Here is a 26,913-nt window from a genome sequence, read left to right on the forward strand (position 1 = left end):
ACAGCACCTCCATCCCATCCTCATGTCCTTCGGGGTCGCGCTTCGGTGCGATGAAAGGGGGACGAAGCATTACCCGGCGTACCGCGACGCGGACGACCGGGTGCCAGCGAGGGATCATAATGACCAGCATTTCACTCACCAAGAAGGCGCTCCTGCTCGCCGCAGCAACCCCGTTCGCGTTCGCCATGGCGACGCCGGCGTTCGCGCAGCAGGCGACGCCCCCCGAGCAGAACGGTGTCGCATCGGGCGATATCGCCGAGCAGAACCAGCCCACCGGCGAAGAGATCGTCGTCACCGGGTCGATCATCCGCGGCACCGACACCGGCATCTCGCCGGTCACGACGCTGACCACCGAAAACCTCGATTCGCGCGGCATCAACACGGTTCAGGCCGGTATCCAGGCGCTGTCTTCGAACAACGGCCCGGCGCTGACCAACTCGTTCACCGCCAACGGCGCCTTCGCCGCGGGTGCATCGTCGGTGTCGCTGCGCGGCCTGTCGACCAACTCGACCCTCGTGCTGTTCGACGGCCTGCGCGCCGCCTATTATCCGCTGTCGGATGACGGTTCGCGCAACTTCGTCGATCTGAACACGATCCCCGACGACGTCGTCGAGCGCATCGACGTGCTGCGCGACGGCGCATCGTCGAGCTACGGCGCCGACGCCATCGCCGGCGTGGTCAACGTGATCACCAAGCGCAAGTTCAACGGCATCTCCGGCCGCGCCGAAGCGGGCATTTCCGAGGACGGCGTCAACGCCAACCAGCGCCTGACGCTGACCGCAGGCACCGGCGATCTCGATGAGAAGGGCTACAACGCCTATGTCAGCGGTTTCTATTACCGCAGCGAAGGCACGTACCAGCGCGACCTGCCGGCGCCGTTCAACTCGGATAACGAGACTGGCATCTGTTCGAACCGTACCGGCACCACGCAGTGCGGCCCGAACAACATCTCGAACGGCCTCGATTCGGCGGGCAACCTCAACGGCTTCATCATCGGCACGGGCAACTATTATGTCCGTCCGGCAGATGCCACGAACACTGTGGCCTCGGGTCGTTATCAGCTGCTGAACCAGGCCGCCGGCTGCCTCAACGGCACCGCCTACAACCCGACCGCAGCGCAGCTTGCGACGGCGGCAAACGTGACGACGCCGACCACGGTCTGCCAGGTCGACAACACCAACAAGTATGACATGGTGACCCCGAACCTCGAGCGGTTCGGTGGAACGGCGCGCTTCACCGCCAAGGTCGGCGACAATTCCGAAGCGTACCTGATGGTCAACTTCTCGCAGTCGGCGACCAACTATACGGGCCGTCCGGCGGCCATCCGTGGCAACGCGCCGGCGGGCATCCTCTTCCCGCAGTTCTCTACCTCGCAGAACCAGACGCCAGCGCTGGCTGCGGGCTCGGCCATTCTCGCGCTGCCGGTCTACGTCTGCGCGGCGCGTGTGAACTGCACCGCGGCGAACGGCACGCTGAACCCGAACAACCCGTTCGCGGCGCAGGGCCAGGTTGCTCGCCTCGTCGGCGCGCTGCCCGACACGGTAACGTCGAACTCGACCCGCAGCCGCGTGTATCGTGCCGCCTTCGGCCTCAAGGGTACCGTGCTCGACGACGTCGACTACGACTTCAACGCGACCGCGATGCACACCGATCTGCGTCTCAAGACGACCGGGTATGTGTACATCCAGCACCTGCTCGACGTGATCGCCGACGGCAGCTACAATTTCGTCAACCCGGGCCTTAACACCCAGGCGGTGCGCGATTACCTGTCGCCCGAGAACATCACCGACACGACGTCGGATCTGTATCAGGCACAGCTGACGGTGCAGAAGTCGCTCGCGACGCTGCCCGGTGGTGACCTGCGCCTCGCGGTCGGTGGCTCGATCTTCTACGAAGCGGTCGATGCCCCCAGCGCCAACGACGACTATAACGGTCCGACGCAGCGTTACTTCACGCTCAACGCATTCGGCACCAAGGGCAACCGCACGGTCACCTCGGCCTTCGCCGAGCTCAACGCGCCGATCCTCGACGTTCTGACGCTTAACGGTTCGGGCCGCTACGATCACTATTCGACCGGCCAGAGCAACTTCTCGCCGAAGGTCGGTGCGATCTTTACCCCGGTCAAGCAGGTCACGGTGCGCGGCACCTATTCGCGCGGCTTCCGTATCCCCAGCTTCGGCGAAGCGAACGCGCTGCCCACCACGGGCTATGTGACGCAGCAGATTTCGGGCATTCCCAACGCGTTCCTCGCCCAGTATGGCGCGGGCTGTTCGCAGGCCACGCCGACCGGTTGCCCGACCTACCTCACGTCCTATTCGATCGGGCAGACCACGCTGGCCTCGCCTGACCTGAAGCCTGAGAAGTCGCGCAGCTTCACCGGCGGGATCAAGTTCGACCCGATCCGCAGCGTGTCGCTGACGGTCGATTACTACAACATCAAGAAGACCGGTGCGATTACGACGCCCGACAACTCGCCGGCGATCGCGGCCTATTATGCCGGCGCGGCGATCCCCGCCGGGTTCGAGGTCATCGCCGACGCGGTGGACACCAACAACCCGAACGCCCGTCCGAAGATCGCCTTCGTCCGCTCGCAGCTGATCAATGCCGACACGATCAAGTCGTCGGGCATCGATTTCGGCATCAACGGCGCGTACGACTTCGGTCCGGTCAAGTGGACGTCCAACCTGAACGCCAGCTACATCCTCGAGCTGAGCACGACGATCGACGGCGTGAAGCAGCGCTACGAGGGCACGCTCGGCAACTTCAACCTGACCGCAGGGTCGGGGACGTTCGAGTGGAAGGGCAACTGGCTCAACACGTTCGACTTCGGCGACTTCGCGGTCAGCAGCACGGTCAACTACACGTCGGGCTATGATCTCTCGGCAACCGACCAGGGCGACGAGTACAAGGATTGCGGCCAGGCCGCGGTGTACAACAACTGCCACGTGAAGAGCTACATCACGGTCGATGCGAACGTGAACTTCAAGGTCAACGACCAGTTCAGCTTCTACGTCAACGCGCTGAACCTGTTCGATCGCCTGCCGCCGGTCGATACCGTTACCTACGGCGCGTATCTGTACAACGCGGTGCAGGGTGGCGACGGCATCTTCGGCCGCCAGTATCGGGCGGGCGCCAAGTTCAGCTTCTAAGCCGAACCATCCGCTACCATTGCAGGGCGGGTCCTTCGGGACCCGCCCCTTTTTTGTCTGGCGAAGACTGCCGCACCCGTCACCCCGGCCTTGAGCCGGGGTCCCGCTTCTTGTGCTGTCGAGAAGCGGGACCCCGGGTCTAGCCCGGGGTGACGAGAAAGGGTCTGGCTCAGGCGACGCTCAACGCCAGCTTCCCATCCCCCTCGTCGACCCGCACCGTAGCGCCGTCCTTCACCTCACCGCGCAGGATCAGATCCGCGAGCGGGTCCTGCAGGTACCGCTGCACCGCGCGCTTCAGCGGTCGCGCGCCGTATACCGGGTCGTACCCCACGCGCCCAAGCCAGGCGCGCGCCGCATCGGTCAGTTCCAGCACGATCTTCCGGTCGGCCAGCAGTCTGTCGACACGGCTCACCTGGATGTCGACGATCGGAGCCATCTGCGCCATGCCCAGGCGGTGGAAGAGGATGATCTCGTCCAGCCGGTTGAGGAATTCCGGGCGGAAATGGCCGCGGACGATCTCCATCACCTGCGGCTCGACCGCCGACACGTCCTCACCCTCCATGTTGGCGAGATACTGGCTGCCCAGGTTAGACGTCAGGATGATCAGCGTGTTGCTGAAATCCACCGTGCGGCCCTGGCCGTCGGTCAGCCGCCCGTCGTCCAGCACCTGCAACAGCACGTTGAAGACGTCCGAATGCGCCTTTTCGACCTCGTCGAACAGGATCACCTGATAGGGCCGCCGCCGCACCGCCTCGGTCAGCACGCCGCCTTCCTCATAGCCGACATAGCCCGGAGGGGCGCCGATCAGCCGCGCAACCGCGTGCTTCTCCATGAACTCGCTCATGTCGATTCGCACCATCGCGGCGGGATCGTCGAACAGGAATTCGGCGAGCGCCTTGGTCAACTCGGTCTTGCCGACACCCGTCGGCCCGAGGAACAGGAACGAGCCCAGCGGCCGGTTCGGATCCTGTAGCCCCGCGCGCGCGCGCCGCACCGCGGTGGATACCGCGCGTACGGCGTCGGCCTGGCCGATCACGCGCTTGCCGATCGTAGCTTCCATCGCGAGCAATTTCTCGCGCTCGCCCGACAGCATCCGGTCGACCGGAATCCCGGTCCAGCGGCTGACGACGCCGGCGATGTCGTCGGCGGTGACTTCCTCGCGCAGCATCGCGCCCTGGGTCTGCTGTTCGGCCTCGTCGAGTTGCCGCTGCAATTGCGGGATCGTGCCGTAGGACAGCTCCCCGGCACGCGCGAGGTCGCCAGAGCGCTGTGCCTGTTCGAGCTCGAGCCGCGCGGCGTCGAGCTTTTCCTTGAGCTTGGCACCGCCGGCGATCTTGTCCTTCTCCGCCTGCCAGCGCATCGTCAGCGACGCCGACTGTTCCTCGAGATTGGCGAGTTCGCCCTCGATATTCGCCAGCCGGTCCTGCGAAGCCTCGTCCGTCTCGCGCTTCAGCCCCTCGCGCTCGATCTTGAGGCGCAGGATGCGGCGGTCGAGCGTCTCGATCTCCTCGGGCTTGCTCTCCACCTCCATGCGGATCCGCGACGCGGCCTCGTCCATCAGGTCGATCGCCTTGTCGGGCAGGAAGCGGTCGGTGATGTAGCGGTTGCTGAGCGTCGAGGCGGCGACGATGGCACCGTCGGTGATCCGCACGCCGTGATGGAGCTCATACTTCTCCTTCAGCCCGCGCAGGATGCTGATCGTGTCCTCGACGGTTGGTTCGCCGACGAACACCGGCTGGAACCGGCGCTGCAGGGCAGGGTCCTTCTCGACATGCTTGCGATATTCGTCGAGCGTGGTCGCGCCGACGCAGTGCAGCTCGCCGCGCGCGAGCGCAGGCTTGAGTAGATTGCCGGCGTCCATAGCGCCTTCGGATTTTCCCGCGCCGATCAGCTGGTGCATCTCGTCGATGAACAGGACGATGTCGCCCTCCGCGGCTTTCACCTCGTCGAGCACGCCCTTCAGCCGCTCCTCGAACTCGCCGCGATATTTCGCGCCCGCGATCAGCGCGCCGAGGTCGAGCGACATCAGCCGCCGGCCCTTCAGCGTGTCTGGCACGTCGCCATTGGCGATGCGCAGCGCGAGCCCTTCCGCGATCGCGGTCTTGCCGACGCCGGGTTCGCCGATCAGCGCGGGGTTGTTCTTGGTGCGGCGCGCGAGGATCTGGATGGTGCGACGGATCTCCTCGTCGCGGCCGATCACCGGGTCGAGTTTGCCGTCGCGCGCCGCCTGGGTCAGGTCGCGCGCGAATTTCTTCAGCGCATCATAGCGATCCTCGGCGCCCGCACTATCGGCGGTGCGGCCTTGGCGCAGGCTGTTGATCGCGGTGTTGAGGGCCTCGGGCGTGGCGCCGCTCGCCTTGATCGCCTTGCCCGCGGCGGTGTTGAGCGACAATGCGAGTGCGACCAGCAGCCGCTCCACGGTGACGAAGCTGTCGCCCGCCTTGGTCGCGATCTGCTCGGCCTGGTCGAGGATGCGAACCGCGTCGTTGTCGATTCCCGGCGTGGTCTGCGCGCCCGATCCCGACACCGCGGGAATTTTCGCGAGCGCGAGATCGGTTTCTGACGCGGCGCGCTTGGCGTCACCGCCCGCGGCGGCGATCAGCCCTGACGCCATGCCCTGATCGTCCTCGAGCAGGGCCTTCAGCAGATGCTCAGGCGCGATCCGCTGGTGGTTCATCCGGATCGCGACGGTCTGCGCGGATTGCAGGAAGCCCTTCGCGCGGTCGGTGAATTTGTCGATGTTCATGCCGGTTTCCTGTCAGCCAATGGCACAAAAATAGTGTTGTATTTGGGCAACACAAGGGTCCGTGCCGACAATCGTTTCGGTCGCGATCTCTAGCATCGTCAGCGGAGCGAACAGCTTAGGGCCATTGCTGTTACCCGCAAACGTCGTCGCGTCGGAACGGAGCGGGGTGTTCCGCGGTTGCACGCATCATGCTGCACCTGCGAAGGCCCACTGATGACCGTTAAGACCATGCCCGCCGTCAATCCGCGTTATGCGCTTCTCGCGCTTGCGGTCGGGGGATTCGCGATCGGCACCACCGAATTCGCGGCGATGAGCCTGTTGCCGCAATTTTCGCGGGGACTCGGCATCGACGAGCCGACCGCGGGGCACGTGATCAGCGCCTATGCGCTGGGCGTCGTGGTCGGCGCGCCGACGATCGCTGTGCTGGCGGCGCGGATGGAGCGGCGGACTCTGCTGATCGCGCTGATGGCGATGTTCGGGATCGCCAATGGCCTGTCGGCGATGGCGCCGACCTATCACTGGATGCTCGCTTTCCGCTTCTTGAGCGGGTTGCCGCACGGGGCGTTCTTCGGTGTCGGCGCGCTCGTCGCCGCCTCGCTCGTCCCGCACGAGGAACGGTCGCGCGCGGTGTCACGGATGATGCTGGGGCTGACCAGCGCGACGATCCTGGGCGTGCCGCTGGCGAACGGGATCGGCCAATGGGTCGGCTGGCGCTGGGGGTTCGGGCTGGTCGCCCTTCTCGCCGCGGCGACGATCGGCATGTTGTTTCGGTTCGCGCCGATCCTGCAGCCGGCGAAGAATGCGAGTCCGCTCGGTGAACTGGCGGCGCTGCGTAAGGGGCAGGTGTGGCTGACCTTGCTGGTCGGCGCGATCGGCTTTGGCGGGATTTTCTGCGTCTACACCTATCTGGCGTCGACGCTGACCGACGTCACCGGCATGTCGACCGCGTACACGCCGGTCGCGTTCGCGCTGTTCGGCGTCGGCATGACGATCGGCACGTTGGTCTGCGCGAAGGCGGCGGATTATGCGTTGATGCCAGCCGCGGGCGCGACGTTGCTGTTTGGTGCGGTTGCGTTGTCGCTCTACGCGTGGGCCGCGCCGCAGCTTTCGACGATGCTGCCGGTGATCGTGCTGATCGGGTGCGGCGGGGGCCTCGGCACCATCCTGCAGACCAGGCTGATGGATGTCGCGGGCGAGGCGCAGACGCTGGCCGCGGCGCTCAACCATTCGGCGTTCAACACCGCCAATGCGCTGGGGCCGTGGCTCGGCGGGTTGGCGATCGCCGCGGGCTATGGCTGGACGTCGACCGGGTGGGTCGGGATGGCGCTGGCGCTCGGTGGCCTGGCGGTTTGGGCGGTGTCTTGGGGGATCGAGCGCCGCGGTGCGCCGGCTGTGGCAGGACCACTGCCCTGCGAAGCGTAGCGCAAGCAACTACGCCCTAGTCCGTCACCCCAGTATGCAGGGGTGACGGGGTCAGTGGTGTCACCGTACGATGTTACGCTTTGCCAGTTCCTTGTTGAGCCCCAAGGCGATCAGCGTGAACACCGCGCCCGAGAACAGATAGGCGCCGCTCGCGGCCAGTCCGAACTTGCTCGACAGCAGCAACGCGGCGAGCGGCGCGAAGCCCGCGCCGAACAGCCAGGCCAGATCGGTGGTCAGCGCGGACCCCGAATAGCGATGCTTGGGCGACAGGCTGGACGCGACCGCGCCCGAGGACTGGCCGAATGACAGGCCGAACAGCACGAAGCCGATCCCCATGAACACGCGTTCGCCCAGATCGCCACCCGACAGCAGCATCGGCGCGGCGATCGCGAAGATCGCGATCAGCACCGCGATGCTGCCGAGCATCGTGCGCCGGCCGAACCGGTCGGCGAGCAGCCCCGAGACCAGCGTCGCGCCGAGGCCGATCACGGCGCCGATCATCTCGATCACCAGGAAACGCCCTGCCGATTCGCGGGTGAACAGCAGGATCCATGACAGCGGGAACACCGTGACCATGTGGAACAGCGCGAAGCTGGCGAGCGGCACGAACGAGCCGAGCCAGATCGTCCGCCATTCGGCGCGCACCGTCTCGCCGACCGGGCCGGGCTGAAGCTCGCCGTGCAGATACAGCTCCTCGAATTCCGGCGTCACGACCAGGCGCAGCCGCGCGAACAGCGCGACGACGTTGATCGCGAAGGCGACGAAGAACGGATAGCGCCAGCCCCAGGCGAAGAAATCGACTGTCGGCAGCGTCGAGACGAAGAAAGCGAACAGCCCGCTCGCCACGAGCAGCCCGAACGGCGCGCCGAGCTGCGGCAGCATCGCGTACCAGCCGCGATATTTCTCGGGCGCGTTGAGCGACAGCAGCGAGGCGAGCCCGTCCCAGGCGCCGCCGAGCGCGATACCCTGGCCGATTCGCAGCAGCGCGAGCAGCCCGATCGCCCAATAGCCGACCGAGTCGTAGCTGGGCAGGAAGCCCATCGCGACGGTCGAGGTGCCGAGCAGGAACAGCGCGATCGTCAGCTTGGCGCTGCGGCCATAGATGCGGTCGACCGCGATGAAGATCAGCGACCCGATCGGGCGGGCGATGAACGCCAGCGCGAACACCGCAAAGGAGTAGATCGTACCCTGCAACCGGTCGACGAACGGAAAGATCAGCGTCGGGAACACGAGCACCGACGCGATCGCATAGACGAAGAAGTCGAAGAACTCCGACGTCCTGCCGATCACGACGCCGATCGCGATCTCGCCCGGCGACACCGCCTTGCCGTGCGCATGGATATCGCGCGCGTCGTCCTCGAACGTCTGGGTTACCGTTTGTGCGCTCATGCTTCAACTCACTGCCAGGGTGGCGAACCCGCTGATACGCCTTTCCGGTGGATCGTGGCAGGCCCATTCGCACGGGCCATGCGTTAATCCATATGATCTTCGGGTCATGCCCATGTTGCACTGCAGCGCCCATTGGACAAATTGTCCACTATGGCAGCGTGCTGGACAGGCGTAGGGGACCCGCATGACCGTTGCCGCACCGACTCAAAGACTGACAGGGGCCAAGACCTGGCTGCCGCGTCTGACCGCGTTACCGCTCGCCCTGGCCGTTAGCGGCTGTGACTGGGTCGTGATGTCGCCATCGGGCGACATCGCGGTCCAGCAGCGGGACCTGATCCTGATCTCGACCGGGCTGATGCTGTTGATCATCATCCCGGTGATCGTGCTGACCCTCTTCTTCGCGTTCCGCTACCGCGCGACCAACGAGGCTGCGAAGTACGAGCCCAAATGGGACCATTCGGTCAGTCTGGAACTGCTGATCTGGGGCGTGCCGCTGTTGATCATCATCGCGCTCGGCGCGATCACCTGGACCAGCACGCATCTGCTCGATCCGTACCGCCCGCTGGCTCGGATCAAGCCCGAGGCGCAGACCACGGGCACCAACGTTCCCGTCGGCGCGCTGGGCGGTACCCCGCAGCAGATCAACGGCGGCGCGAACAACCCGCTCGAGGTCGATGTCGTGGCGCTCGATTGGAAGTGGCTGTTCATCTACCCCGAATACGGCATCGCGACGGTCAATGAACTCGCGGCACCGGTTGATCGGCCGATCAAGTTCAAGCTGACCTCGTCCTCGGTGATGAACGCGTTCTACATCCCCGCGCTGGCCGGCATGATCTACACCATGCCCGGCATGGAGACGACGCTGCACGCGGTGATCAACAAGCCCGGCAATTTTGAGGGTTTCTCGTCCAACTATAGCGGCGCCGGATTCTCGGGCATGCGCTTCCGCTTCCACGGCGTGTCCGACGCCGACTTCGCCGGCTGGGTCTCGCGGATCAAGAACGGCGGCGGCGGACTCAACCGCACCAACTATCTGCGGCTCGAAAAGCCGTCCGAGAAGGTTCCGATCATGCGCTTCGGCGCGGTCGATTCCGGCTTGTTCAAGGCGATCGTCGAGCAATGCGTCACGCCGGGTAAGCCGTGCATGTCCGACCTGATGAAGCATGACGAACAGGGCGGGATGACGATGCCCGGCGTCAACGGCGGCAAGGGGCCGCAGCATTCGGGCCCGCGTCCCGAAGGTGCGCTGATGAAGGACGCCGACGAGAAGGGCAGCGCGCCGCACTGGAGCGCGCCGGCAGAAATTCAGAAGGATGGTGGCAACGCCAAGCCGGGTTCGCTCGACAACCGCAACCACACCATGACCACACCCCTCACCCAGCCGGGCACGCGCCCCGTCGCGAACGGCTAGAGAACCGATATGTCCGATACACTGTTGAAGACCATCTTCGGCCGCCTGACCCTGGAATCGCTGCCGCTGCACGAACCGATCGTGATGGCCACGTTCGCCATGGTTGCGATTGGCGGCGTCGGGTTGCTGGCCGCACTCACCTATTTCAAGCTCTGGGGCTATCTGTGGAACCAGTGGTTCACCAGCGTCGACCACAAGAAGATCGGGATCATGTACATGATCCTCGCCGTCGTCATGCTCCTGCGGGGTTTCTCCGACGCGATCATGATGCGTATCCAGCAGGCGATCGCGTTCAACGGTAACGAAGGCTATCTGACGGCCCATCACTACGACCAGGTCTTCACCGCGCACGGCGTGATCATGATCTTCTTCGTCGCGATGCCGTTCGTCACGGGTCTGATGAACTATGTCGTGCCGCTGCAGATCGGCGCGCGCGACGTGTCGTTCCCGTTCCTGAACAATTTCAGCTTCTGGATGACCGCTTCGGGGGCGGTCATCGTGATGATGTCGCTGTTCATCGGCGAGTTCGCGCGCACTGGCTGGCTGGCGATGCCGCCGCTGTCGGGTCTGGCCTACAGTCCTGACGTCGGAGTCGATTATTACATCTGGGCACTGCAGATCGCGGGCGTCGGGACGTTGCTGTCCGGCGTCAACCTGATCGCGACGATCGTCAAGATGCGCGCACCGGGGATGGGCTTCATGAAGATGCCGATCTTCTGCTGGACCGCGCTGTGCACCAACATCCTGATCGTCGCCGCCTTCCCGGTGCTGACCGCGGTGCTCGCGCTGCTCAGCCTCGACCGCTACGTCGGTACCGCGTTCTTCACGAACGAAGCGGGCGGCAACCCGATGATGTACGTCAACCTGATCTGGATCTGGGGCCACCCGGAGGTCTACATCCTGATCCTGCCGTGCTTCGGGATCTTCTCGGAAGTCACCTCGACCTTCTCGGGCAAGCGCCTCTTCGGCTACAGCTCGATGGTCTATGCGACGCTCGTCATCACCATCCTCGCCTATCTGGTCTGGCTGCACCATTTCTTCACGATGGGGTCGGGCGCGAGCGTGAACTCGTTCTTCGGCATCACCACGATGATCATCTCGATCCCGACGGGGGCCAAGATCTTCAACTGGCTGTTCACGATGTACAAGGGGCGGATCCGGTTCGAGCTGCCGATGATGTGGACGATCGCCTTCATGGTGACCTTCACGATCGGCGGCATGACCGGCGTTCTGCTCGCGGTGCCGCCTGCCGATTTCGTGCTGCACAACTCGCTGTTCCTCGTCGCGCATTTCCATAACGTGATCATCGGCGGGGTGATCTTTGGGGTGTTCGCCGGGATCAATTACTGGTTCCCGAAGGCGTTCGGCTTCAAGCTCAACCAGTTCTGGGGCAAGGTCAGCTTCTGGTCGTGGGTCGTCGGCTTCTACGTCGCGTTCATGCCGCTCTACATCCTCGGGCTGATGGGCGTGACCCGCCGGATGCGCTATTTCGACGATCCGAACCTGCAGGTCTGGTTCGTCATCGCCGGGATCGGCGTTGCGCTGATCGCGGTCGGCATCGGTGCGTTCCTGCTGCAGATCTTCGTCAGCATCCGCAACCGCGAGGCGCTCACCGATCACACCGGCGATCCCTGGGGTGGACGTACGCTCGAATGGTCGACCTCGTCGCCGCCGCCGGAGTACAACTTCGCGTTCACGCCCGTCATCCACGATCTGGATGCCTGGTACGACATGAAGGACCGCAAGTTCGCGCGTCCCGTCACCGGGTTCAAGGCGATCCACATGCCCAGCGGCACGGGGACCGGCGTGATCTTGGCGGGCCTGAGCGTGGCGTTCGGCTTCGCGATGATCTGGTACATCTGGTGGCTGGCGGCGCTGTCGCTGATCGCGATCTTTGCGACCACGATCGTCCACACCTTCAACTACAAGCGGGATTTCCACATTCCGGTGGAAGAGGTGATCGCGACCGAGAACGCGCGCACCCGTCAACTCGCCGCACAGGGAGTCTGAGCCGATGTCCGCACAGACCATTACGCAGGGCGAGGGCGAGCCCGTGAGCTTCTACGTCGTCGACGAACACGACCATCCCGAGGGCGGCAGCACGATGCTGGGCTTCTGGATGTACCTGATGAGCGACTGCCTCATTTTCGCGGTGTTGTTCGCGACCTACGGCGTGCTCGGCAACAGCTATGCGGGCGGCCCTGGCCCCCGTGAGCTGTTCGAGCTGCCGCTGGTCGCGGTGAACACCGCGATGCTGTTGTTCTCGTCGATCACCTACGGCTTTGCCATGCTGGCGATGGACGAGGGCAAGGTCCGCAACATGCAGGCCTGGCTGGTGCTGACCGGGCTGTTCGGCTTGGCGTTCCTGTCGATCGAACTCTACGAATTCTCGAACCTGATCCACGAAGGCGCGGGACCGACGCGTAGCGCGTTCCTGTCCTCCTTCTTCGTGCTGGTCGGCACGCACGGGCTGCACGTCACGATGGGCCTGATCTGGCTCGTCACGCTGATGACCCAGGTTGGGCGCCACGGCCTGATCGCCGCGAACAAGCGCCGGCTGCTGTGCCTCAGCATGTTCTGGCATTTCCTCGACGTCATCTGGATCGGCGTCTTCACCTTCGTCTACCTGATGGGCATGCTGCGATGAGCGACATTTCGAACCCGCATACGTCCGCTCCGGCGCACGGCGACGGCAGCGCGCATGGCGAGGATCACGCGCACGGCGACACCGCGTCGCACGGCTCGCGCGCCAGCTATCTCAAGGGGTTTTTTCTCTCGGTCTTCCTGACCGCGATCCCGTTCTGGGCGGTGATGACCGGCGCGTTCAAGGATCCGTCGACCGCGGTGGTGGTCGTCATGCTGTTCGCGGTCGTCCAGATCGTCGTGCACATGATCTACTTCCTGCACATGACCACCAAGTCCGAGGGCGGCTGGACGATGATGGCGTTGATCTTCACGATCATCCTGGTCGTCATCACGCTGGCGGGGTCGATCTGGGTGATGTTCCACCTCAACGCCAACATGATGCCCGCGCAGGCGATGGCGGATATGTGATGCGGACGCGGCCGGCGACGATCGTAGCGGGCGTTGCCGCGCTGCTGATTTTCACCGGCTTCATCGCGCTCGGCGTGTGGCAGATGCACCGCCGGACGTGGAAGCTCGCGCTGATCGAACAGGTCGACGCGCGGGCGCACGCGCTGCCGGTAGCGCCGCCCGCGGCGGGCGTGCCGGTCACCGCCGACCGCGACGCCTACCGCCGCGTCGTGGCTCGCGGAATCTTCCTCAATTCCTCCGAGACTTTGGTGCGCGCGGCAACGGCGCTCGGCACCGGCTATTGGGTCATGACCCCGTTGCGGACGCGCGACGGGGTGATCCTGGTCAACCGCGGTTTCGTTGCCCCCGAACAGCGGACCGCGCACGGCAAGCCGCAGGGCGAACAGACCGTCACCGGCTATCTGCGGATCACCGAACCCGGCGGCGGCTTCCTGCGCCGCAACGATCCCGCGCAGGGCGCGTGGTATTCGCGCGATGTCGCCGCGATCGCCCGCGCGCGGGGATTGCACGCCGCGCCCTATTTCATCGACGCGGACCGCGTCGGCGACGCCGCACCGGTCGGCGGGCTGACCGTGATCGCGTTCCCCAACAACCATCTGGTCTACATGCTCACCTGGTTCGCGCTGGCGGGGCTGACGCTGGTTTGCTTCGGCATCGTGGTCCGCCAGGATCGACGAAAGGCGGGCGCGTGACGCGGGTCCATCTGGTTCACTGTCTACCCCCCCGGCGAAGGCCGGGGTCCAAATGGGAAGGCCTGCGTGATAGCAGTCTGACTTACCTGACTTGGGCCGCCCAATTGGGCCCCGGCCTTCGCCGGGGGGGTGGAGGGAACCCGGTAGTTCCAGTGCGTGGTCGGGCACGGTCGCTGCAGCGGCGTTGTCCCGCGAAGGCGGGAGTTCAGGAGTCGCAGGCGGTAGCGTCTGTAGCCCTGGACTCCCGCCTTCGCGGGAGAACCGCATGAGCGAAGCGCGCCAGGTCCGCCAAGGCTGGCAGGGCTGGCTCGGTCGCGCCGCCACGCTGACCGACGCGACCGGCAGCGCGAACATGCGCCAGCTGGTCACGCTACGCTGGCTCGCGGTCGTGGGGCAGTTGCTGACGATCCTGTTCGCGCGGTTCGTACTGCATTTCGATTTGCCGCTGATCCCGATGGCGCTGGCGATGGCCGCCGCGGTCGTGCTCAACCTGGCCAGCATGCCGCTCTATGGCTGGCAAAAGGGAGCCAACGCGCAGCTGTTTTGCGCGATGCTGTTCGATGTCGGGCTGTTGACCGCGCAGCTCTATCTCAGCGGTGGCGCGACCAATCCGTTCATTGCGCTGTACCTGTTGCAGGTCGTGCTGGGCGCTGTTCTGCTCGATCGCTGGTCGAGCTGGACGGTCGTCGGCGTCACCGCCTGCTGCTTCGCGGTGCTGACGGTGCGCTATCGCCCCTTGATCCTGCCTGCGGGCTATGACGGCAATTATTTCGAACTCTATACGCTCGGCTCGTTGCTTTGCTTCGTGCTGATCGCGACCCTGTTGGTGTTGTTCATGACCCGCATCACCGCCAATCTGCGCGGCCGCGACACCCACCTCGCCGATCTGCGCCAGCAAGCGGCGGAGGAGGATCATATCGTGCGGATGGGACTGCTCGCGTCCGGCGCCGCGCATGAACTGGGGACGCCGCTCGCGTCGATCGCGGTGATCCTCGCGGATTGGCGGCGCATGCCGGTGATGGCGCGCGACCCCGAATTGCTGGAGGAGATCGGCGAGATGCAGGCCGAAGTGCAGCGCTGCAAGGCGATCGTCACCGGAATCCTGCTCGCGGCGGGCGAGGCGCGCGGCGAGGCGCCCGAGATCGTTTCGCTGCACCGGTTCCTCGACGGCATCGTCGACGACTGGCGCGCGCTGCATGCCGGCGTCGAGGTCGACTATGTCGCCCGCGTCGGCGACAACCCGCAGATCGTCTCCGATCCCGCCCTCAAACAGGTGATCGCCAACATCCTAGACAACGCGTCCGAGGCGTCGCCCGACTGGATCGGCTTTCGCGGCGAACGCAGCGGTGATCAACTGGTCCTCATCGTCCGCGATCGCGGTCCGGGCTTTTCCGCCGAACGGCTGGCGGGCTTTGGCAAACCCTATCAGTCGAGCAAGCTCGAACCGGGACACGGCCTCGGCCTGTTCCTAGCGGTCAACGTGGTGCGCAAGCTCGGCGGCACCGCGTCGGTCGCCAACCGCGACGGCGGGGGCGCCGAGGTGACGCTGGCGCTGCCGCTCGCCGCGATCGCGTTGGACGTGCCGGCATGAGCACGCCCGGACTGCTCGTCATCGTTGAGGACGACGAAGTCTTCGCGCGGACGCTGCGCCGTTCGTTCGAGCGCCGCGGGTACGAGGTGATGCAGGCGGCGAGCCACGAGGAGCTGCTCGTGCTGCTGGCGAGCGCGACGCCGCGCTATGCCGTCGTCGACCTCAAGCTCGGCGGCGCGTCGGGGCTGGTGTGCGTCCAGACCCTCCACGCGCATGATCCCGCGACGCTGGTCGTCGTCCTGACCGGCTTTGCGAGCATCGCCACCGCGGTCGAGGCGATCAAGCTCGGCGCGTCGCACTATCTCGTCAAGCCGTCGAACACCGACGATATCGAGGCGGCGTTCGACCGCACCGAGGGCAGCGTCGACGCGCAGGTCTCCGAACGACCGACCTCGATCAAGACGCTCGAATGGGAACGGATCCACACCACACTGGCCGAAACCGGATTCAACATCTCTGAAACTGCGCGACGGTTAGGGATGCATCGCCGCACGCTGGCGCGAAAGCTCGAGAAGCGTCCGGTCAAGTAGCGGCGTCTCGTGTCGTACCCGGATCCGACCCCGCGCCCGCCGTCTAGGGAGCGCGGCGGACCGGCGGCATCGCGTTGCAAATGTCCGCGCCGCCCGCGGGCACCGTGAAGAACGGCGGCGCCCGGTTCTCACGCGACGCGATCCACGCGGTGAAGCGGGCGTTGGTCGTCGCACGATATTGGAAATGCGGACGCGTGGCGGCGGACAGGTCGCTCGCCAGCCGCGCCGAGACGATCGGGCTGTATTCCGCCGGCGTCTTGTAGAAGCCGAGCTCGCCGGTACCGCGCGGCAACGACGACAGCCACTCGATCCCGTCGATCACGCGCCCGACGACCGCGATGTTGCGGTCGAGCGCGCGGGGACCGTGGCCGATCACCGCGTACAGCTCGGCACCGCTCCCGGTGCTCGGCGCCATGTCGCGTCCGACGCCGACCATGCCGTAGCAATGCGGCAGCCACTCGCTGGCGCCGTTGCCCGCGAGCGGCCAGCCATCGCGGCTATACCCCGCCCATTCGGCATAGGGATCGCGTCGCCCGAGCCGCGCCACCGCGGTCGGCCCGGCATGCTCATATTCGGACGGCGGGTTGGCGACGACTCCGTTCGCCAGCGGCTTCTTCTCGGTCGCATCGCCCCATTGCGCGACATAATTGTCCTGCAATCGATAGACGCTGGTCCCCGCATCCCACCAACGCGCCGCCGCCAGCGCGCGGATGTTGGCAACGTGCACCGGCGCATAGGCAGGCGCGAGGCGCACCGTGACCGTCTTGCCGCTCGCCAAGGTGAAGACGAGCAGCTGGTCGTCGGGGATGGCGACCCAGTCGGCCGGCGCCGGATCGGACGGGAGGGTGGGGGCGGGCCCCGCCTGGGGTGCGGCGAGCGCGAGAAGCAGGATGTGGATCATCCCTGCGAGACTGCCCCAGGGTCACGCGACACGCAATCGCTTGCGTCGCGCGCGCTGTCACTCTAGGTCGACGGCTTCCAGAGCAATGCGGAGCGGTGGCCGAGTGGTCGAAGGCGCTCGCCTGGAAAGTGAGTATACGTCAAAAGCGTATCGAGGGTTCGAATCCCTCCCGCTCCGCCATTTCAGTGTTCCTGAACGACCCTCAGGGGTTACTTTTCTACCACTTTTTAAGCACTTAGCTGCCGCGACCGTTCGCGGGCGTTCACTGGATTTCCCCCGCGTTCATGGTGTCGCATGGTTCAGTCCATGGTAGCTGACAGCGAAAACCATGGTATCGTGTTGGGCTGATGCTGACCGACGCCAAAATCAAAGCCGCCAAGCCGCGCGAGCGGCAGTACAAGCTGACCGACGGAGGCCAGCTCTATCTGCTCGTGAGTCCCGCGGGTGGTCGGCACTGGCGCATGAACTACGCGTTCGGAATAAACGCAGCTGGCAAACCGAAGCAGCTGACACTGTCGCTCGGTTCATACCCTGCAATGACGTTGACCGAGGCACGAAAGCGTCGCGACGAAGCAAAAGCACAGCTTCGAGATGGCCTCGACCCTGGCATGCAGCGCCGCATCGCGCTACGCGCCGTCCGAGCGGAGGGCGAGAACACGTTCGAACGGCTAGCCCGCAAGTGGCACGAGCAGCGCCAGTCGACGTGGTCGAAGGTCCATGCTCAGGACGTGCTGCATAGCCTAGCGCGCGATATCTTTCCCGCTATTGGCACATGGTCCATGAGCGCTATCACAGCGCCGGTGCTACTGGACGTGCTCGCGGCGATCGAGAAACGCGGCGCTATCGAGACGGCGCATCGGCTCCGTCAGCGTATTTCAGACGTCTTCGTTTACGCCATCGTGACCGGGGTTGCCGAGGCCAATCCTGCAGCCAGCCTGTCGAAGGCACTCAAGCGTAAACCGAAGGCCAAGCCGCAACCTGCATTGATCGATCTAGCTGAAGTCCGCGAAATGCTGTCGGCATGCGAGGCGCAGCGATGCCGCGCGACGACCAAGTTCGCGCTTCGGTTCAGCGCGCTTACTGCTGCTCGGCCCAACGAGATCCGATTCGCGCGCTGGCATGAGATCGAGGATTTGGACGGGGACGCGCCGCTATGGCGTATTCCGGCCGCACGGATGAAAGGCGACCAAGATCGCAAGGCTGAGGTGGACGGGGATCACATCGTTCCGTTGTCGCGGCAAGCGGTAGACGTACTGCAGACCATTGCCCCGCTTACTGGCGAACTTCCAGTGATCTTCCCGAGCGACCGACACCTGCACAAGCCGATCTCGGAAAACACGCTGCGCGCGTTGCTGATTCGTGCCGGGTACTACCAGCGGCACGTACCGCACGGCTTTCGGGCCGCGTTCTCGACGATAATGAACTCTCGTGCCGAAACGCTTAACCGACCGAACGACCGGGCGATCATCGATCTGATGCTTGCCCACATCCCGCCCAACAAGGTCGAGAGTGCCTACAATCGGGCGGCCTTCATGGAGCGTCGTCGGGAGATTGCGCAGGAATGGGCCGACCTTGTTATGGATGGCATCCCGCCGGCCGCTAGCCTGCTCGGCCGGCCGATGCGCTGATCGTCAAGGCCGTCGAGGCGGTTGGGGCTGGTAACGCTTCGCTGCCATTGCTGCCTGCCAGTCGATTAACTCACGCTCGCTCCAGCGTGACGCATGGCCGCCGGGTTTATACGCTGCAGGAAAATTGCCCTCGCGCATCATCCGGTAGATCATCGTTTTGCCGAGGCCTGCGAACTCCATCACCGACTGAAGCGGTAGGAGCCGATCGTGCAACGGAGCACGGCTGACCGTGACGGGCAAATCGTCGGCGTCGGACGAAGCGGGGCGGGGGGGCGTTAGGCGAGATTTGGGGTTGGTGGTTCTGTTCTTCATGACGAGCATTGTGCGCCACGTGGTTCCCGTTTGTCGAAATTCACGTGGATTTGCGAGTTCATCAACATCGGCAGACATCGTCCTGCCCCGGCTCAGTCGTCGTCGCCGTACGGATCGAAATGCGCCATCATTCGCCGAAGCGGATCGAGTGGCCGCTTCGTGCCGGTTCGCGCATTGAGTCGGATATGGTGCTGCCGCAGATAGGCTTCAGCTTCTTGGCGAAACCCGGAACCGAACGCGCCGTTCCGGTGACCGTACAGGCGCTCAAGCTCCCATCCGCCTTCGCTTGCGATCAGATGAACTACGGCTTCCTGGTCGCCATGTCGAAACAGCGCAAAGCTCGACCGGCGTTCGAGGACGTTGACTACGTACATCCGCATGCAGTTGCGGTACCGAAGGGCCGTGCGGCGCAGCTCTTCACCGGTACTGATCGGACGATAGGTACTGCTGGCTGGGACGGGATGATCGGGCAGTCTAGCCTTGAGCGTCCAGCGTCGTGCAACGTGAGTGATAGCATCCCGACTGGGAGCAGAGCCGATCGCATCGATCAGCGCGTCGCGGTCGACGTCATGTTCTGCTAGTAGCGAAACGTAGGCGCGGAGGTCGCGCGCGTCCGAAACGCTGGTGATGTGAGAGATGATGTTATCACGCAGCAGATCGGTTGGCAGCACTCGCGCGATCCGCAACCGGTCGAGGTCGATGGCCGGCATTCGGCCGAGGATCTTATTGAAAGCCTGCTGCCCGGGTGATGACAGCAGAGCGTAGAGGTACAGGTAGAAGCGACGAGGGTGTGGCGTCGGCCCCGCACGCCCCAACGCCCGTCGCAGACCGGAAGGCACCGCACCATATGCCGCGCGGAGAATGGCGTCGTGGGTAGCGTGGATCAGAAACGAGCCCCGTTCGTCATCGCACGAAATCTGGACGTGAGGCCGTGAGACCGACAGAAATGCGGCAACGACCTGACGGCGTTCCGCCGATGCTCGCAACACGTGGCCGGCGATGCCAGGATGATGTTCATCCATTTCAACGATACGGTTCAGCGCCCAGCCAGCGATGGGGGTGATACTCATCGATCGTGCTCCTGCTTGTTGAAGTAAGAGCAAGCGATCCTTTCTCTGCTGCCCTGAATGCCTCAAAGTATATAACAGAACACGGCGTAAGGTGGTGGAAAAAGTTCCGCTCCTAACGGTCATGTGATATTGGGGAGACGAACGCGCAATCTGAAGAACAGTCAGGGGACGTCAGTGATCAGACGCGATATGACCATTTCCGTACGCGCCGCTCCAGCTATCGTAGCTTGGCACATACCAGAGTTACGGGAAGGCAGTGCTTCAGCGGACGTCGGCGTCAACCGCTCTGAGTTTCGTCTGCCACACACCTGTGACAACGAAGGGCTGCCAACTCCCGAACTCCGACAGTGGATTGTTGAGGCAGTTAGGAGTGCGATTGCCCGTGACAAGCTCAAACGATGGATTACATGGCCGGACCTCACCGTGACTTCGTTCGTCGGTGTCGACCTGGTACCGTATCATCGTCCCGCTTCACCAAGCGCGCTGACGTAACCGGCCTGATGAACGCAGTATAATCTGATTATCGGAAGGATACTGAAGTCTGCCCGGGTTTGCTCGGCTGCGTTCAGATCGTATCGTGCGGACAATAATCGATTTTGCCTACGTACTGGCGGATATCCAGTGCCTGAGCAGGAACAGATCCGCTGCAAACGCTTCACGCCGGGAACGTAAAAGACCCACTTCCGGACGTTCATGGCGTCCACGCGGCTTCCCAAAACCAGCCGCTCGTTCATGTTGCGTCTGCTCGATGTGAGCACGGCATCCAGGCAGCTGAAAGGCAATAGTTGGTAGAGCCGTCGTTCAGAACCCCGATGTCGAAGTCGCCTGCTGCACCACCAGCTGCCAGCGACCGTCTCGCTTCACCAACACGTCCGTGAATCGCAGATACATCTCGCCATAGCGCCCAAAGGCAGTACCGCCGAGATGGTCTACGCCCGTGACGACAGCCATATTGCCATAGGTCGCAATTTCGAGCGGGCCATGATTGATGAACTTGGGTTTGATCTTGCCGGTAGCGAACAGCGCGATATCGGCGGTGCGGGACTGCACCTTGCCATCCATGCCCTGGATGCGCCCCTCCGCAGCATAGAAGCGCTCTAGGAATGCGGTGTCACCTGCAATCCTTGCTTTTCTCCAGGCATCCTCGGCTTTCGTGATCGCCTGTCGGGCAGCGTCCGTCGTTTGGGCCAAGGCTGAAATGCTGCTCGTCAGGCCCGCCAATGCCAAGCAAATCACGTATAGAACGCGCATGGAAAAAGCACCTCCTGAGCAACGTTACAGGTCGAGCCGGATGTCGGCTAGTGGGCGAAAAGCGGGGCGGCACATTGAAGGCAGGCGCAGAATGCTACGGTGCCCGAACGGCCATCCAGTTGAACAGAAAGTTACGGTTCTCAGCCCAAGTCTGACCTTCAGCTCGATCACCGTGGAGGCAAACAGACGTGTGATATGGTCCGTTCGCATCTGAGGTCCGGAAGCTGGCACAGGTCCGTCCGCGGTCAGTCTTCCAACGACCTTTCTCAATTGTGCTCTGGTAAAATACACCACTTACCGTCCCGTCCGGGTTCAGCGTCAACTGCATGGGCCTGGTGTAAAGTTGTCCAGGTTGCGTTGACAGATCAACGGTCCAATTTCCGGCCAGGCTTGGCGGGCTAATGACCGTCGAGGTTGCTTGAAGCGCCATAGCTAAGAAGGCAGCCATCATAGCCCGATTCACCCTGCGCGGCGGCATACCGCTGGCAGCATGGTGTCTGCTTTAGATAGGCCTGGCAAGCCGCATGTATGTCTACAGTTGGGAGGCAGCCGACTAGCAGCTAATAGGTCACGAATGACGCCAATCTGGACATCCAAGCAGGCCCGGTCCTGTTCCGTGATCGGACGCTTATTCAGGTTCAAACCTACCGCTCGATGACCGGTGCCTCGTGGGTTGCGCTAATGCAGCAGTGGCTGTCAACGTCGCGAGAGTGGCGGCCGCCCTGCGCGTATGCACTTACAAGTTCGAGGGCAATTTGCGAACTGCCCCCGCAAGACGCTACTCGATCAAGGAGCGGGCCGTGTTACGCGCGAAGTCTCTGATCGCCGGCCAACCGGGTAAAATGTTACCTCGTCAATCGGTTCTGGTAGATGCAACGCATACCCTTGCGCGTAATCTAGGCCTAGGGATTTGAGACGCGGAATCAACTCTTCATACTCCACAGATTCGGCGATCGTGCGAATGTTCATTGCACGTCCGAGTCTCGCGACCGCGTCCACGATAATTTCGGCAGAGGGCTGATCCCGCATCGCCCTTATAAAATCACCATCAATTTTCACGAACTGGACGGGTAGTTGGCTAAGATAAGCGAACGACGCCATTCCGCTTCCGAAATCATCGAGCGCAAAGGTAAATCCGATCTCGACAAGCCGTCGCATTGCCTCGGCCGTCCTCTGAACATTCGACAATGCTGCCGTTTCGGTCACTTCAAAACATATCTGGGACGGCCCCACCGCCGGACATCGCTTTAGGGCTTCATCAATAAAGGCAACGAACCCGTGGGCACTCAACGTCAGACCTGAGATATTGACGAAGTATCGTATGTCGTCATTCCGTTCGCCGACCTTCCCTTGCAGATGCGCGAAGGTCTTGCAAACGATGTGGCGGTCTAGCTCCTCGATCATGCCGTAACGCTCTGCCGCGGGTATGAAGCCGCTGGGAGCGACGATCGTACCGTCAGGTTCGCACAATCGGGCAAGCACCTCGTAAGACACGTCTCGCGTCTCGTCGTCTGTCCGAAGGCCGACGATTTGCTGCGCGTAAAGGATGACGCGATCTTCGCGCAAGGCTTCCTTGAGACGGGTGACGTTGTCCATTTCCTGGCGTTGAAGGGCGACATCCTCGTCGGACGCGGAGCTCATCTGTACGCGGTTGCGCCCCTTCTCCTTGGCGAGAAAACAGGCGGCATCGGCCATGCCCAGGGTGGTCTCGAAGGACGGCCGTTCGGCCTCTCCGAACATGGCGACGCCTACGCTCAGCGTTACGCCGTAACGCTTGCCCCGTTCAATGAAACTTATATCCTTCACCGCGGCGCACAAACGGGTAGCAAGCGCGAGCGCGGCCTCCGCGCTGCAATTTCGCCGCACGAGGGCGAACTCGTCGCCTCCAAGACGGGCAAGAAGATCGTGTTCGTCGTCGCATTGCGAACGTAGCGCATCTGCAACCTGGAGAAGCAAGGTGTCACCAGCCGCATGGCCACACCGGTCGTTGACAATTTTCAGGTGGTCGATGTCCATGTACAGTAGGGCATGGGAACCCGGTTCATCGATGTCCGGAATCTGACGACAAAACTCGCGTCGGTTGCACAGCCCGGTCAGAAAATCATGGGACGCCTGGTATGCAACGTCCTGAGCCAGTTTGTGAGCATCCGTTACGTCATTCCCTTGAGCGAATATTCCAGTGACTTTGCCATGGTTGTCCACAATGGGTTGATAGATTAAGTCGATATAGCATTGCTCTAACTCACCGCCGGCGGAGCGCTGGATCTCCAGCGGCAAGGCACGCGCGTTGAACGGCACCCCCGTTAGAAATACTCTATCGAGTTTTTCAATGAAACCTTGCGCAACGATTTCAGGAAGGACGTCGGCAACGCGATGGCCGATGATTTCCCGATGCCCGACCAACTGGTAATAGGCGTCGTTAGCCAATTCGAACACATGGTGCGGGCCTTGTAGCACGGCGATGAAACTTGGCGTGCTTTGAAACAGCTGGCGAAGCCGCTCCTTTTCGGATTCGAGAACATTGTGCACGGTCCGCGTCCAGCGCTGTAGGCGCTCCTGCGCCCCGGGCTCGACCTCCGCATCTTCGTCATAAAGGGCGCCCTGACGCAGCCGAACCAACTCGGTGATGTCGGCTGGGCAAGACAGAATTCCGCAGAGCGTGCCGTCGGTTTGAATGATCGGACTGTTTGAAATCGTCCAATACCGCTCGTGAAGTCCGGGACTTTCTGGGAGCGCCGTGGCGAATTGCAGATGCGCGATGTCATCCGGCTTTCGGCTTTTCAATACCCGGTCGTACGATTCACGGAGGCGATTTGCCTGCTGAACGTCCGAGCCTGGAAACACGTCGAACACCGGGCGCCCTACCATGGTTGCCCGATCCACATGCGCGACACGTTCATACGCGGCGTTGCACGCCAGAATCGTCAGGTCGCAATCGAGCATCAACGCCGGAGCCGGCGATGACTCGAAAAAGACGCTAAAGTCACTCCCCCCGGTCGTTAACGCCATCAAACTCTCCACACCCGGCGTCTCCGCGCCGCCCCTGAGTATACGGGAAATATTAACGACGGCTAAGTGCCGCGTCCGGCGGGAACGGGCTTTTTACAGCGGCTTATCACCGCTCCCAAGGCGCACCATTTGTGATCCCAGGCGCTGGACATTGAGGTCCGCCGACTTCTGTAACTGTCTCCATTGCGGCAAGCTCAGTCGTCTTGGACCCGCTGCCACACATCCGGGTCCGCCGGCGCCCTCCCCGCCTTCGGACGTTCATTCAGCCTGAAGACGGAACGTTGTTGCCTTCCCGTTCAGGGAAAGCGTGTACCATGGGTGTTCACAAAGAGGCTGCGGTTGGACGGTACGATATTCATCGCTGTTGGGCGTCGCGCTGCTCGCGGTTGCGACCACCCGAGCGGGCGCGGACGTAACTGCGACTGACCGGCGCCCGAATGCGGTAGCCACAGCAGGCAAGCTCGCAGTTTCACCGTAGACGGCCTCCCACGCCTGACGAATATCAGGGGTAACTCCAGTTCGTAAGATTTCTTCGAATGTGTCGATTAATACTGTTCCGACCACCACGCCAGTTGGCCTCTTCGTCCGCGGCCTTCGCCGTCCACACCAACGCATGCTCGGCGATTGGGGCTGCAGGAACGCCGTGGGGGCGGAAACTCTCGTTACCAACTGGTGCATTTGGCCTGACACTGCCCTGTGCACCAAGGAACCAGTTGGCGCTCTCAAGTACGAATTCAAGGACGTAGCCCGACCGGCAAGCCGTTCCGATGCCGGAACGAGATAGGTTCGTAGGTGTTGTGCCGAGGTAAGGGAGACCGCATGAACGCCAGCTCGCGCCTGACAGCCTTGACCCGGATCGGCTTCGCCACACGCGGGCTGCTCTACATCGTCATTGCCCTGCTCATCCTTCGAACCGGCAGAGCGGAAGATCCCAGTGGAGCGATTGAATATCTCGGCCGGGGCGGCGGTCAGTTGCTGCTAGGGGTAATCGCTGCCGGATTAACGGCTTATGGCATATGGCGCCTAGCCGATGCGGCTCTCGACATCGAACGTCACGGCTCCGATCGCAAAGGTATGATGGAGCGGGCAGGCGCGGGCGTCAGTGGCGCCATCCATCTCCTGCTCGCGTGGCAGTCGGTACAGCTGATGCGCGGAGCGGCTCTGTCCGGGGACAGCACTCGACAAGGAGCGCGGACGGCCATGCAGCTGCCTGGCGGTTGGGCATTGGTCCTGGTCGGCGCATCGGTGCTGGTCGTGCTCGGTGCGGTCCAGCTCGCGAAAGCAGCGAAAGGCTCGTTCCTGCGTTACCTTGAGCCGTCGGTAGCGAAACAAGCCTTGGTGCAGTGGAGCGGGCGCGCAGGCTATGCGGCACGCGGTCTCGTGTTCCTCATCAGCGGCTACCTTCTCGCAAGGGCTGGAATCGAAGAGCAAGCGAGCGAGGCAGGCGGCATGGCACATGTACTATCCTGGTTGACCAGCCCTTTCGATGTCATCATTGGGGCAGGACTCCTGGCATTCGGCCTCTTCAGCCTAGTAGAGGCCCGGTATCGGCAATTGCATGATGTGCCTGTCGAAGGAGTCATTCGACGCGCGACCAGCTGGCGCTAGCGAGCCGAGAGGCCTGCCCTGACGCGTTGACCGAGTTGTGGACAGTCACAGACCGTTTCTGCCTCCCCGACTTCAGCCGTCCCTTCATCTGAGGCCACCCGGACACTCAGAGCACTGGAGGAGCGGCTTGAAGCAGACGCCCGTTCATGTCCGCGAAGTGATTCCTAGACCAGTCACCGCTACTCAAGCTCTATGGTAGATTATCCGCTTGCCTCAGGCCCGTTGATCGATGGCGGTCATCGCTACGATGATCGAGCATTGGCGAACAATTAGTTATTGACGTCATGTGTCATCGGCCGATGATGCGGTGTGATCATCGCGCAGCGTCTTGCGACAGCGGAGCTGAGAAGCGTCGTCATGTCATTTGCCGAACGGCTGGCCATACTCGGCACTGACGTCGTTACAGCACCGCTGCCTGCGCGGCCCGATCAGTTTATCGAGTTCTACTTGCGCGATCGCTACGCCGTGTCTCACGATGACGGCCCGGCCTCTCTGACGCCGCAAACAGTAATCGTCGGTCCGCAGAGTTATCGCCGTACACGCCTGTTCATGTCGGGCAGCCTTCATGTTTTCACCATGCGCTTCCAACCTGGCGGGTTTCATGCGCTGTTCGGGATCCCAATGGGCGCGCTGGTCAACGAAGGGGTGCCGGCTGGCGACGTGATCGGCAAGGCAGCCAGCGCGCTGCGGGACGGTGTCATGTCGGCGCATGACTTCGACGCGCGCGTCGCCGCGGCGCAATTCTGGATCGCCCAGCGGCTTACCGTCGTGCCGCCCGTCGATCCCGTGGCGCGGATGGCGGCGGCCCTGCTCCGATCCGGCGGCCGACTGCGCATTCAGCCGCTTGCCCAACGTGCTGGGTTAAGTGATCGACAATTCACCCGGCGCTTCGAAACACAGGTTGGTCTGACGCCAAAGCTGTTTGCGCGGACCGTGCGGCTGAACGCTGTCCTTGATGCCAAGGCACGCTCGCCCGGTACCGGCTGGACCGACCTGGTGTACCGCGCCGGATATGCCGATCAGGCACATTTCGTGCGCGATTGCCGCGCACTTGCCGGCACTGCGCCGCGCGCGTTTCTCACGGAGTGGATCTCGGGTCGATGACGCTTTCATTCAATTCCCACTACGTCGTCCCTGCTAACGACGCCCG

19 protein-coding genes and 1 tRNA gene are annotated in these 26,913 nt (G+C 63.3%); 13 read left to right on the forward strand and 7 right to left on the reverse strand.

Features of this window, described 5'->3' with window-relative positions:
- Nucleotides 1–119 precede the first annotated feature (119 nt).
- A complete protein-coding gene (locus U1701_RS08850) occupies nucleotides 120–3,149 on the forward strand; it encodes a TonB-dependent receptor domain-containing protein (protein ID WP_332782187.1) in 3,030 nt (1,009 codons plus the stop codon).
- A 169-nt stretch (nucleotides 3,150–3,318) separates the two neighbouring features.
- Here the strand turns inward: U1701_RS08850 and clpB are convergent, their stop codons facing one another.
- A complete protein-coding gene (gene clpB, locus U1701_RS08855) occupies nucleotides 3,319–5,895 on the reverse strand; it encodes an ATP-dependent chaperone ClpB (protein ID WP_332782188.1) in 2,577 nt (858 codons plus the stop codon).
- A 213-nt stretch (nucleotides 5,896–6,108) separates the two neighbouring features.
- On the opposite strand from clpB, the gene U1701_RS08860 reads away from it, so the two are divergent.
- Nucleotides 6,109–7,317: an MFS transporter gene (locus U1701_RS08860; RefSeq protein ID WP_332782189.1), complete on the forward strand. Its 1,209-nt coding sequence runs from the start codon at nucleotides 6,109–6,111 to the stop codon at nucleotides 7,315–7,317.
- 60 nt (nucleotides 7,318–7,377) lie between these two features.
- On the opposite strand, the gene U1701_RS08865 is transcribed toward U1701_RS08860, so the two are convergent.
- Nucleotides 7,378–8,706: an MFS transporter gene (locus tag U1701_RS08865; RefSeq protein ID WP_332782190.1), complete on the reverse strand. Its 1,329-nt coding sequence runs from the start codon at nucleotides 8,704–8,706 to the stop codon at nucleotides 7,378–7,380.
- Between the two features lie 184 nt (nucleotides 8,707–8,890).
- On the opposite strand from U1701_RS08865, the gene U1701_RS08870 reads away from it, so the two are divergent.
- From U1701_RS08870 to U1701_RS08900, 7 genes are all read left to right on the forward strand, one after another.
- Entirely contained in the window at nucleotides 8,891–10,117 is a 1,227-nt protein-coding gene (locus U1701_RS08870) for a ubiquinol oxidase subunit II (RefSeq protein WP_443026018.1), read from the forward strand.
- A 9-nt stretch (nucleotides 10,118–10,126) separates the two neighbouring features.
- Nucleotides 10,127–12,127, forward strand: coding sequence for a cytochrome o ubiquinol oxidase subunit I (cyoB, locus tag U1701_RS08875; protein ID WP_332782191.1), 2,001 nt, complete (start codon nucleotides 10,127–10,129; stop codon nucleotides 12,125–12,127).
- A gap of 4 nt (nucleotides 12,128–12,131) precedes the next feature.
- Nucleotides 12,132–12,764 carry a cytochrome o ubiquinol oxidase subunit III gene (gene cyoC, locus U1701_RS08880; protein WP_332782192.1) on the forward strand — a complete coding sequence of 211 codons (633 nt, stop codon included), beginning with the start codon at nucleotides 12,132–12,134 and terminating at the stop codon, nucleotides 12,762–12,764.
- Entirely contained in the window at nucleotides 12,761–13,171 is a 411-nt protein-coding gene (gene cyoD, locus U1701_RS08885) for a cytochrome o ubiquinol oxidase subunit IV (RefSeq protein WP_332782193.1), read from the forward strand. Before cyoC ends, cyoD begins: the two co-directional genes overlap by 4 nt.
- Nucleotides 13,171–13,863, forward strand: a complete 693-nt coding sequence (locus U1701_RS08890; RefSeq protein ID WP_332782194.1) for an SURF1 family protein — start codon at nucleotides 13,171–13,173, stop codon at nucleotides 13,861–13,863. The genes cyoD and U1701_RS08890 overlap by 1 nt, the downstream gene beginning before the upstream one ends.
- 265 nt (nucleotides 13,864–14,128) lie before the next feature.
- Nucleotides 14,129–15,454 carry an ATP-binding protein gene (locus U1701_RS08895; RefSeq protein ID WP_332782195.1) on the forward strand — a complete coding sequence of 442 codons (1,326 nt, stop codon included), beginning with the start codon at nucleotides 14,129–14,131 and terminating at the stop codon, nucleotides 15,452–15,454.
- Entirely contained in the window at nucleotides 15,451–15,984 is a 534-nt protein-coding gene (locus U1701_RS08900) for a response regulator transcription factor (protein ID WP_332782196.1), read from the forward strand. Before U1701_RS08895 ends, U1701_RS08900 begins: the two co-directional genes overlap by 4 nt.
- 43 nt (nucleotides 15,985–16,027) lie before the next feature.
- On the opposite strand, the gene U1701_RS08905 is transcribed toward U1701_RS08900, so the two are convergent.
- Entirely contained in the window at nucleotides 16,028–16,885 is an 858-nt protein-coding gene (locus U1701_RS08905) for a peptidylprolyl isomerase (protein WP_332782197.1), read from the reverse strand.
- A gap of 89 nt (nucleotides 16,886–16,974) precedes the next feature.
- Here U1701_RS08905 and U1701_RS08910 point away from each other — a divergent pair.
- Both U1701_RS08910 and U1701_RS08915 read left to right on the forward strand, forming a co-directional pair.
- Nucleotides 16,975–17,065, forward strand: a tRNA-Ser gene (locus U1701_RS08910).
- A 167-nt stretch (nucleotides 17,066–17,232) separates the two neighbouring features.
- Entirely contained in the window at nucleotides 17,233–18,513 is a 1,281-nt protein-coding gene (locus U1701_RS08915; protein ID WP_332782198.1) for a tyrosine-type recombinase/integrase, read from the forward strand.
- A gap of 3 nt (nucleotides 18,514–18,516) precedes the next feature.
- Here U1701_RS08915 and U1701_RS08920 read toward each other — a convergent pair whose 3' ends face one another.
- The 4 genes from U1701_RS08920 to U1701_RS08940 all read right to left on the reverse strand — a co-directional run bounded on the left by U1701_RS08920 (nucleotide 18,517) and on the right by U1701_RS08940 (nucleotide 24,155).
- Nucleotides 18,517–18,903: a helix-turn-helix transcriptional regulator gene (locus U1701_RS08920; protein ID WP_332782199.1), complete on the reverse strand. Its 387-nt coding sequence runs from the start codon at nucleotides 18,901–18,903 to the stop codon at nucleotides 18,517–18,519.
- A 14-nt stretch (nucleotides 18,904–18,917) separates the two neighbouring features.
- Nucleotides 18,918–19,895, reverse strand: coding sequence for a hypothetical protein (locus U1701_RS08925; RefSeq protein WP_332782200.1), 978 nt, complete (start codon nucleotides 19,893–19,895; stop codon nucleotides 18,918–18,920).
- 801 nt (nucleotides 19,896–20,696) lie between these two features.
- A complete protein-coding gene (locus U1701_RS08930) occupies nucleotides 20,697–21,146 on the reverse strand; it encodes a nuclear transport factor 2 family protein (RefSeq protein WP_332782201.1) in 450 nt (149 codons plus the stop codon).
- Between the two features lie 786 nt (nucleotides 21,147–21,932).
- Nucleotides 21,933–24,155 (reverse strand): sensor domain-containing protein, encoded by a 2,223-nt coding sequence (locus tag U1701_RS08940; protein ID WP_332782203.1) that lies wholly within the window; start codon nucleotides 24,153–24,155, stop codon nucleotides 21,933–21,935.
- Nucleotides 24,156–24,974: 819 nt separating this feature from the next.
- Here U1701_RS08940 and U1701_RS08945 point away from each other — a divergent pair.
- Together U1701_RS08945 and U1701_RS08950 are read left to right on the forward strand one after the other, a co-directional pair.
- Nucleotides 24,975–25,763 (forward strand): DUF1206 domain-containing protein, encoded by a 789-nt coding sequence (locus U1701_RS08945; protein ID WP_332782204.1) that lies wholly within the window; start codon nucleotides 24,975–24,977, stop codon nucleotides 25,761–25,763.
- A gap of 309 nt (nucleotides 25,764–26,072) precedes the next feature.
- Nucleotides 26,073–26,867 carry an AraC family transcriptional regulator gene (locus U1701_RS08950; protein ID WP_332782205.1) on the forward strand — a complete coding sequence of 265 codons (795 nt, stop codon included), beginning with the start codon at nucleotides 26,073–26,075 and terminating at the stop codon, nucleotides 26,865–26,867.
- Nucleotides 26,868–26,913: the final 46 nt, after the last annotated feature.

This window comes from Sphingomonas rhamnosi (genome assembly GCF_036663615.1).
Lineage (GTDB): Bacteria > Pseudomonadota > Alphaproteobacteria > Sphingomonadales > Sphingomonadaceae > Sphingomonas.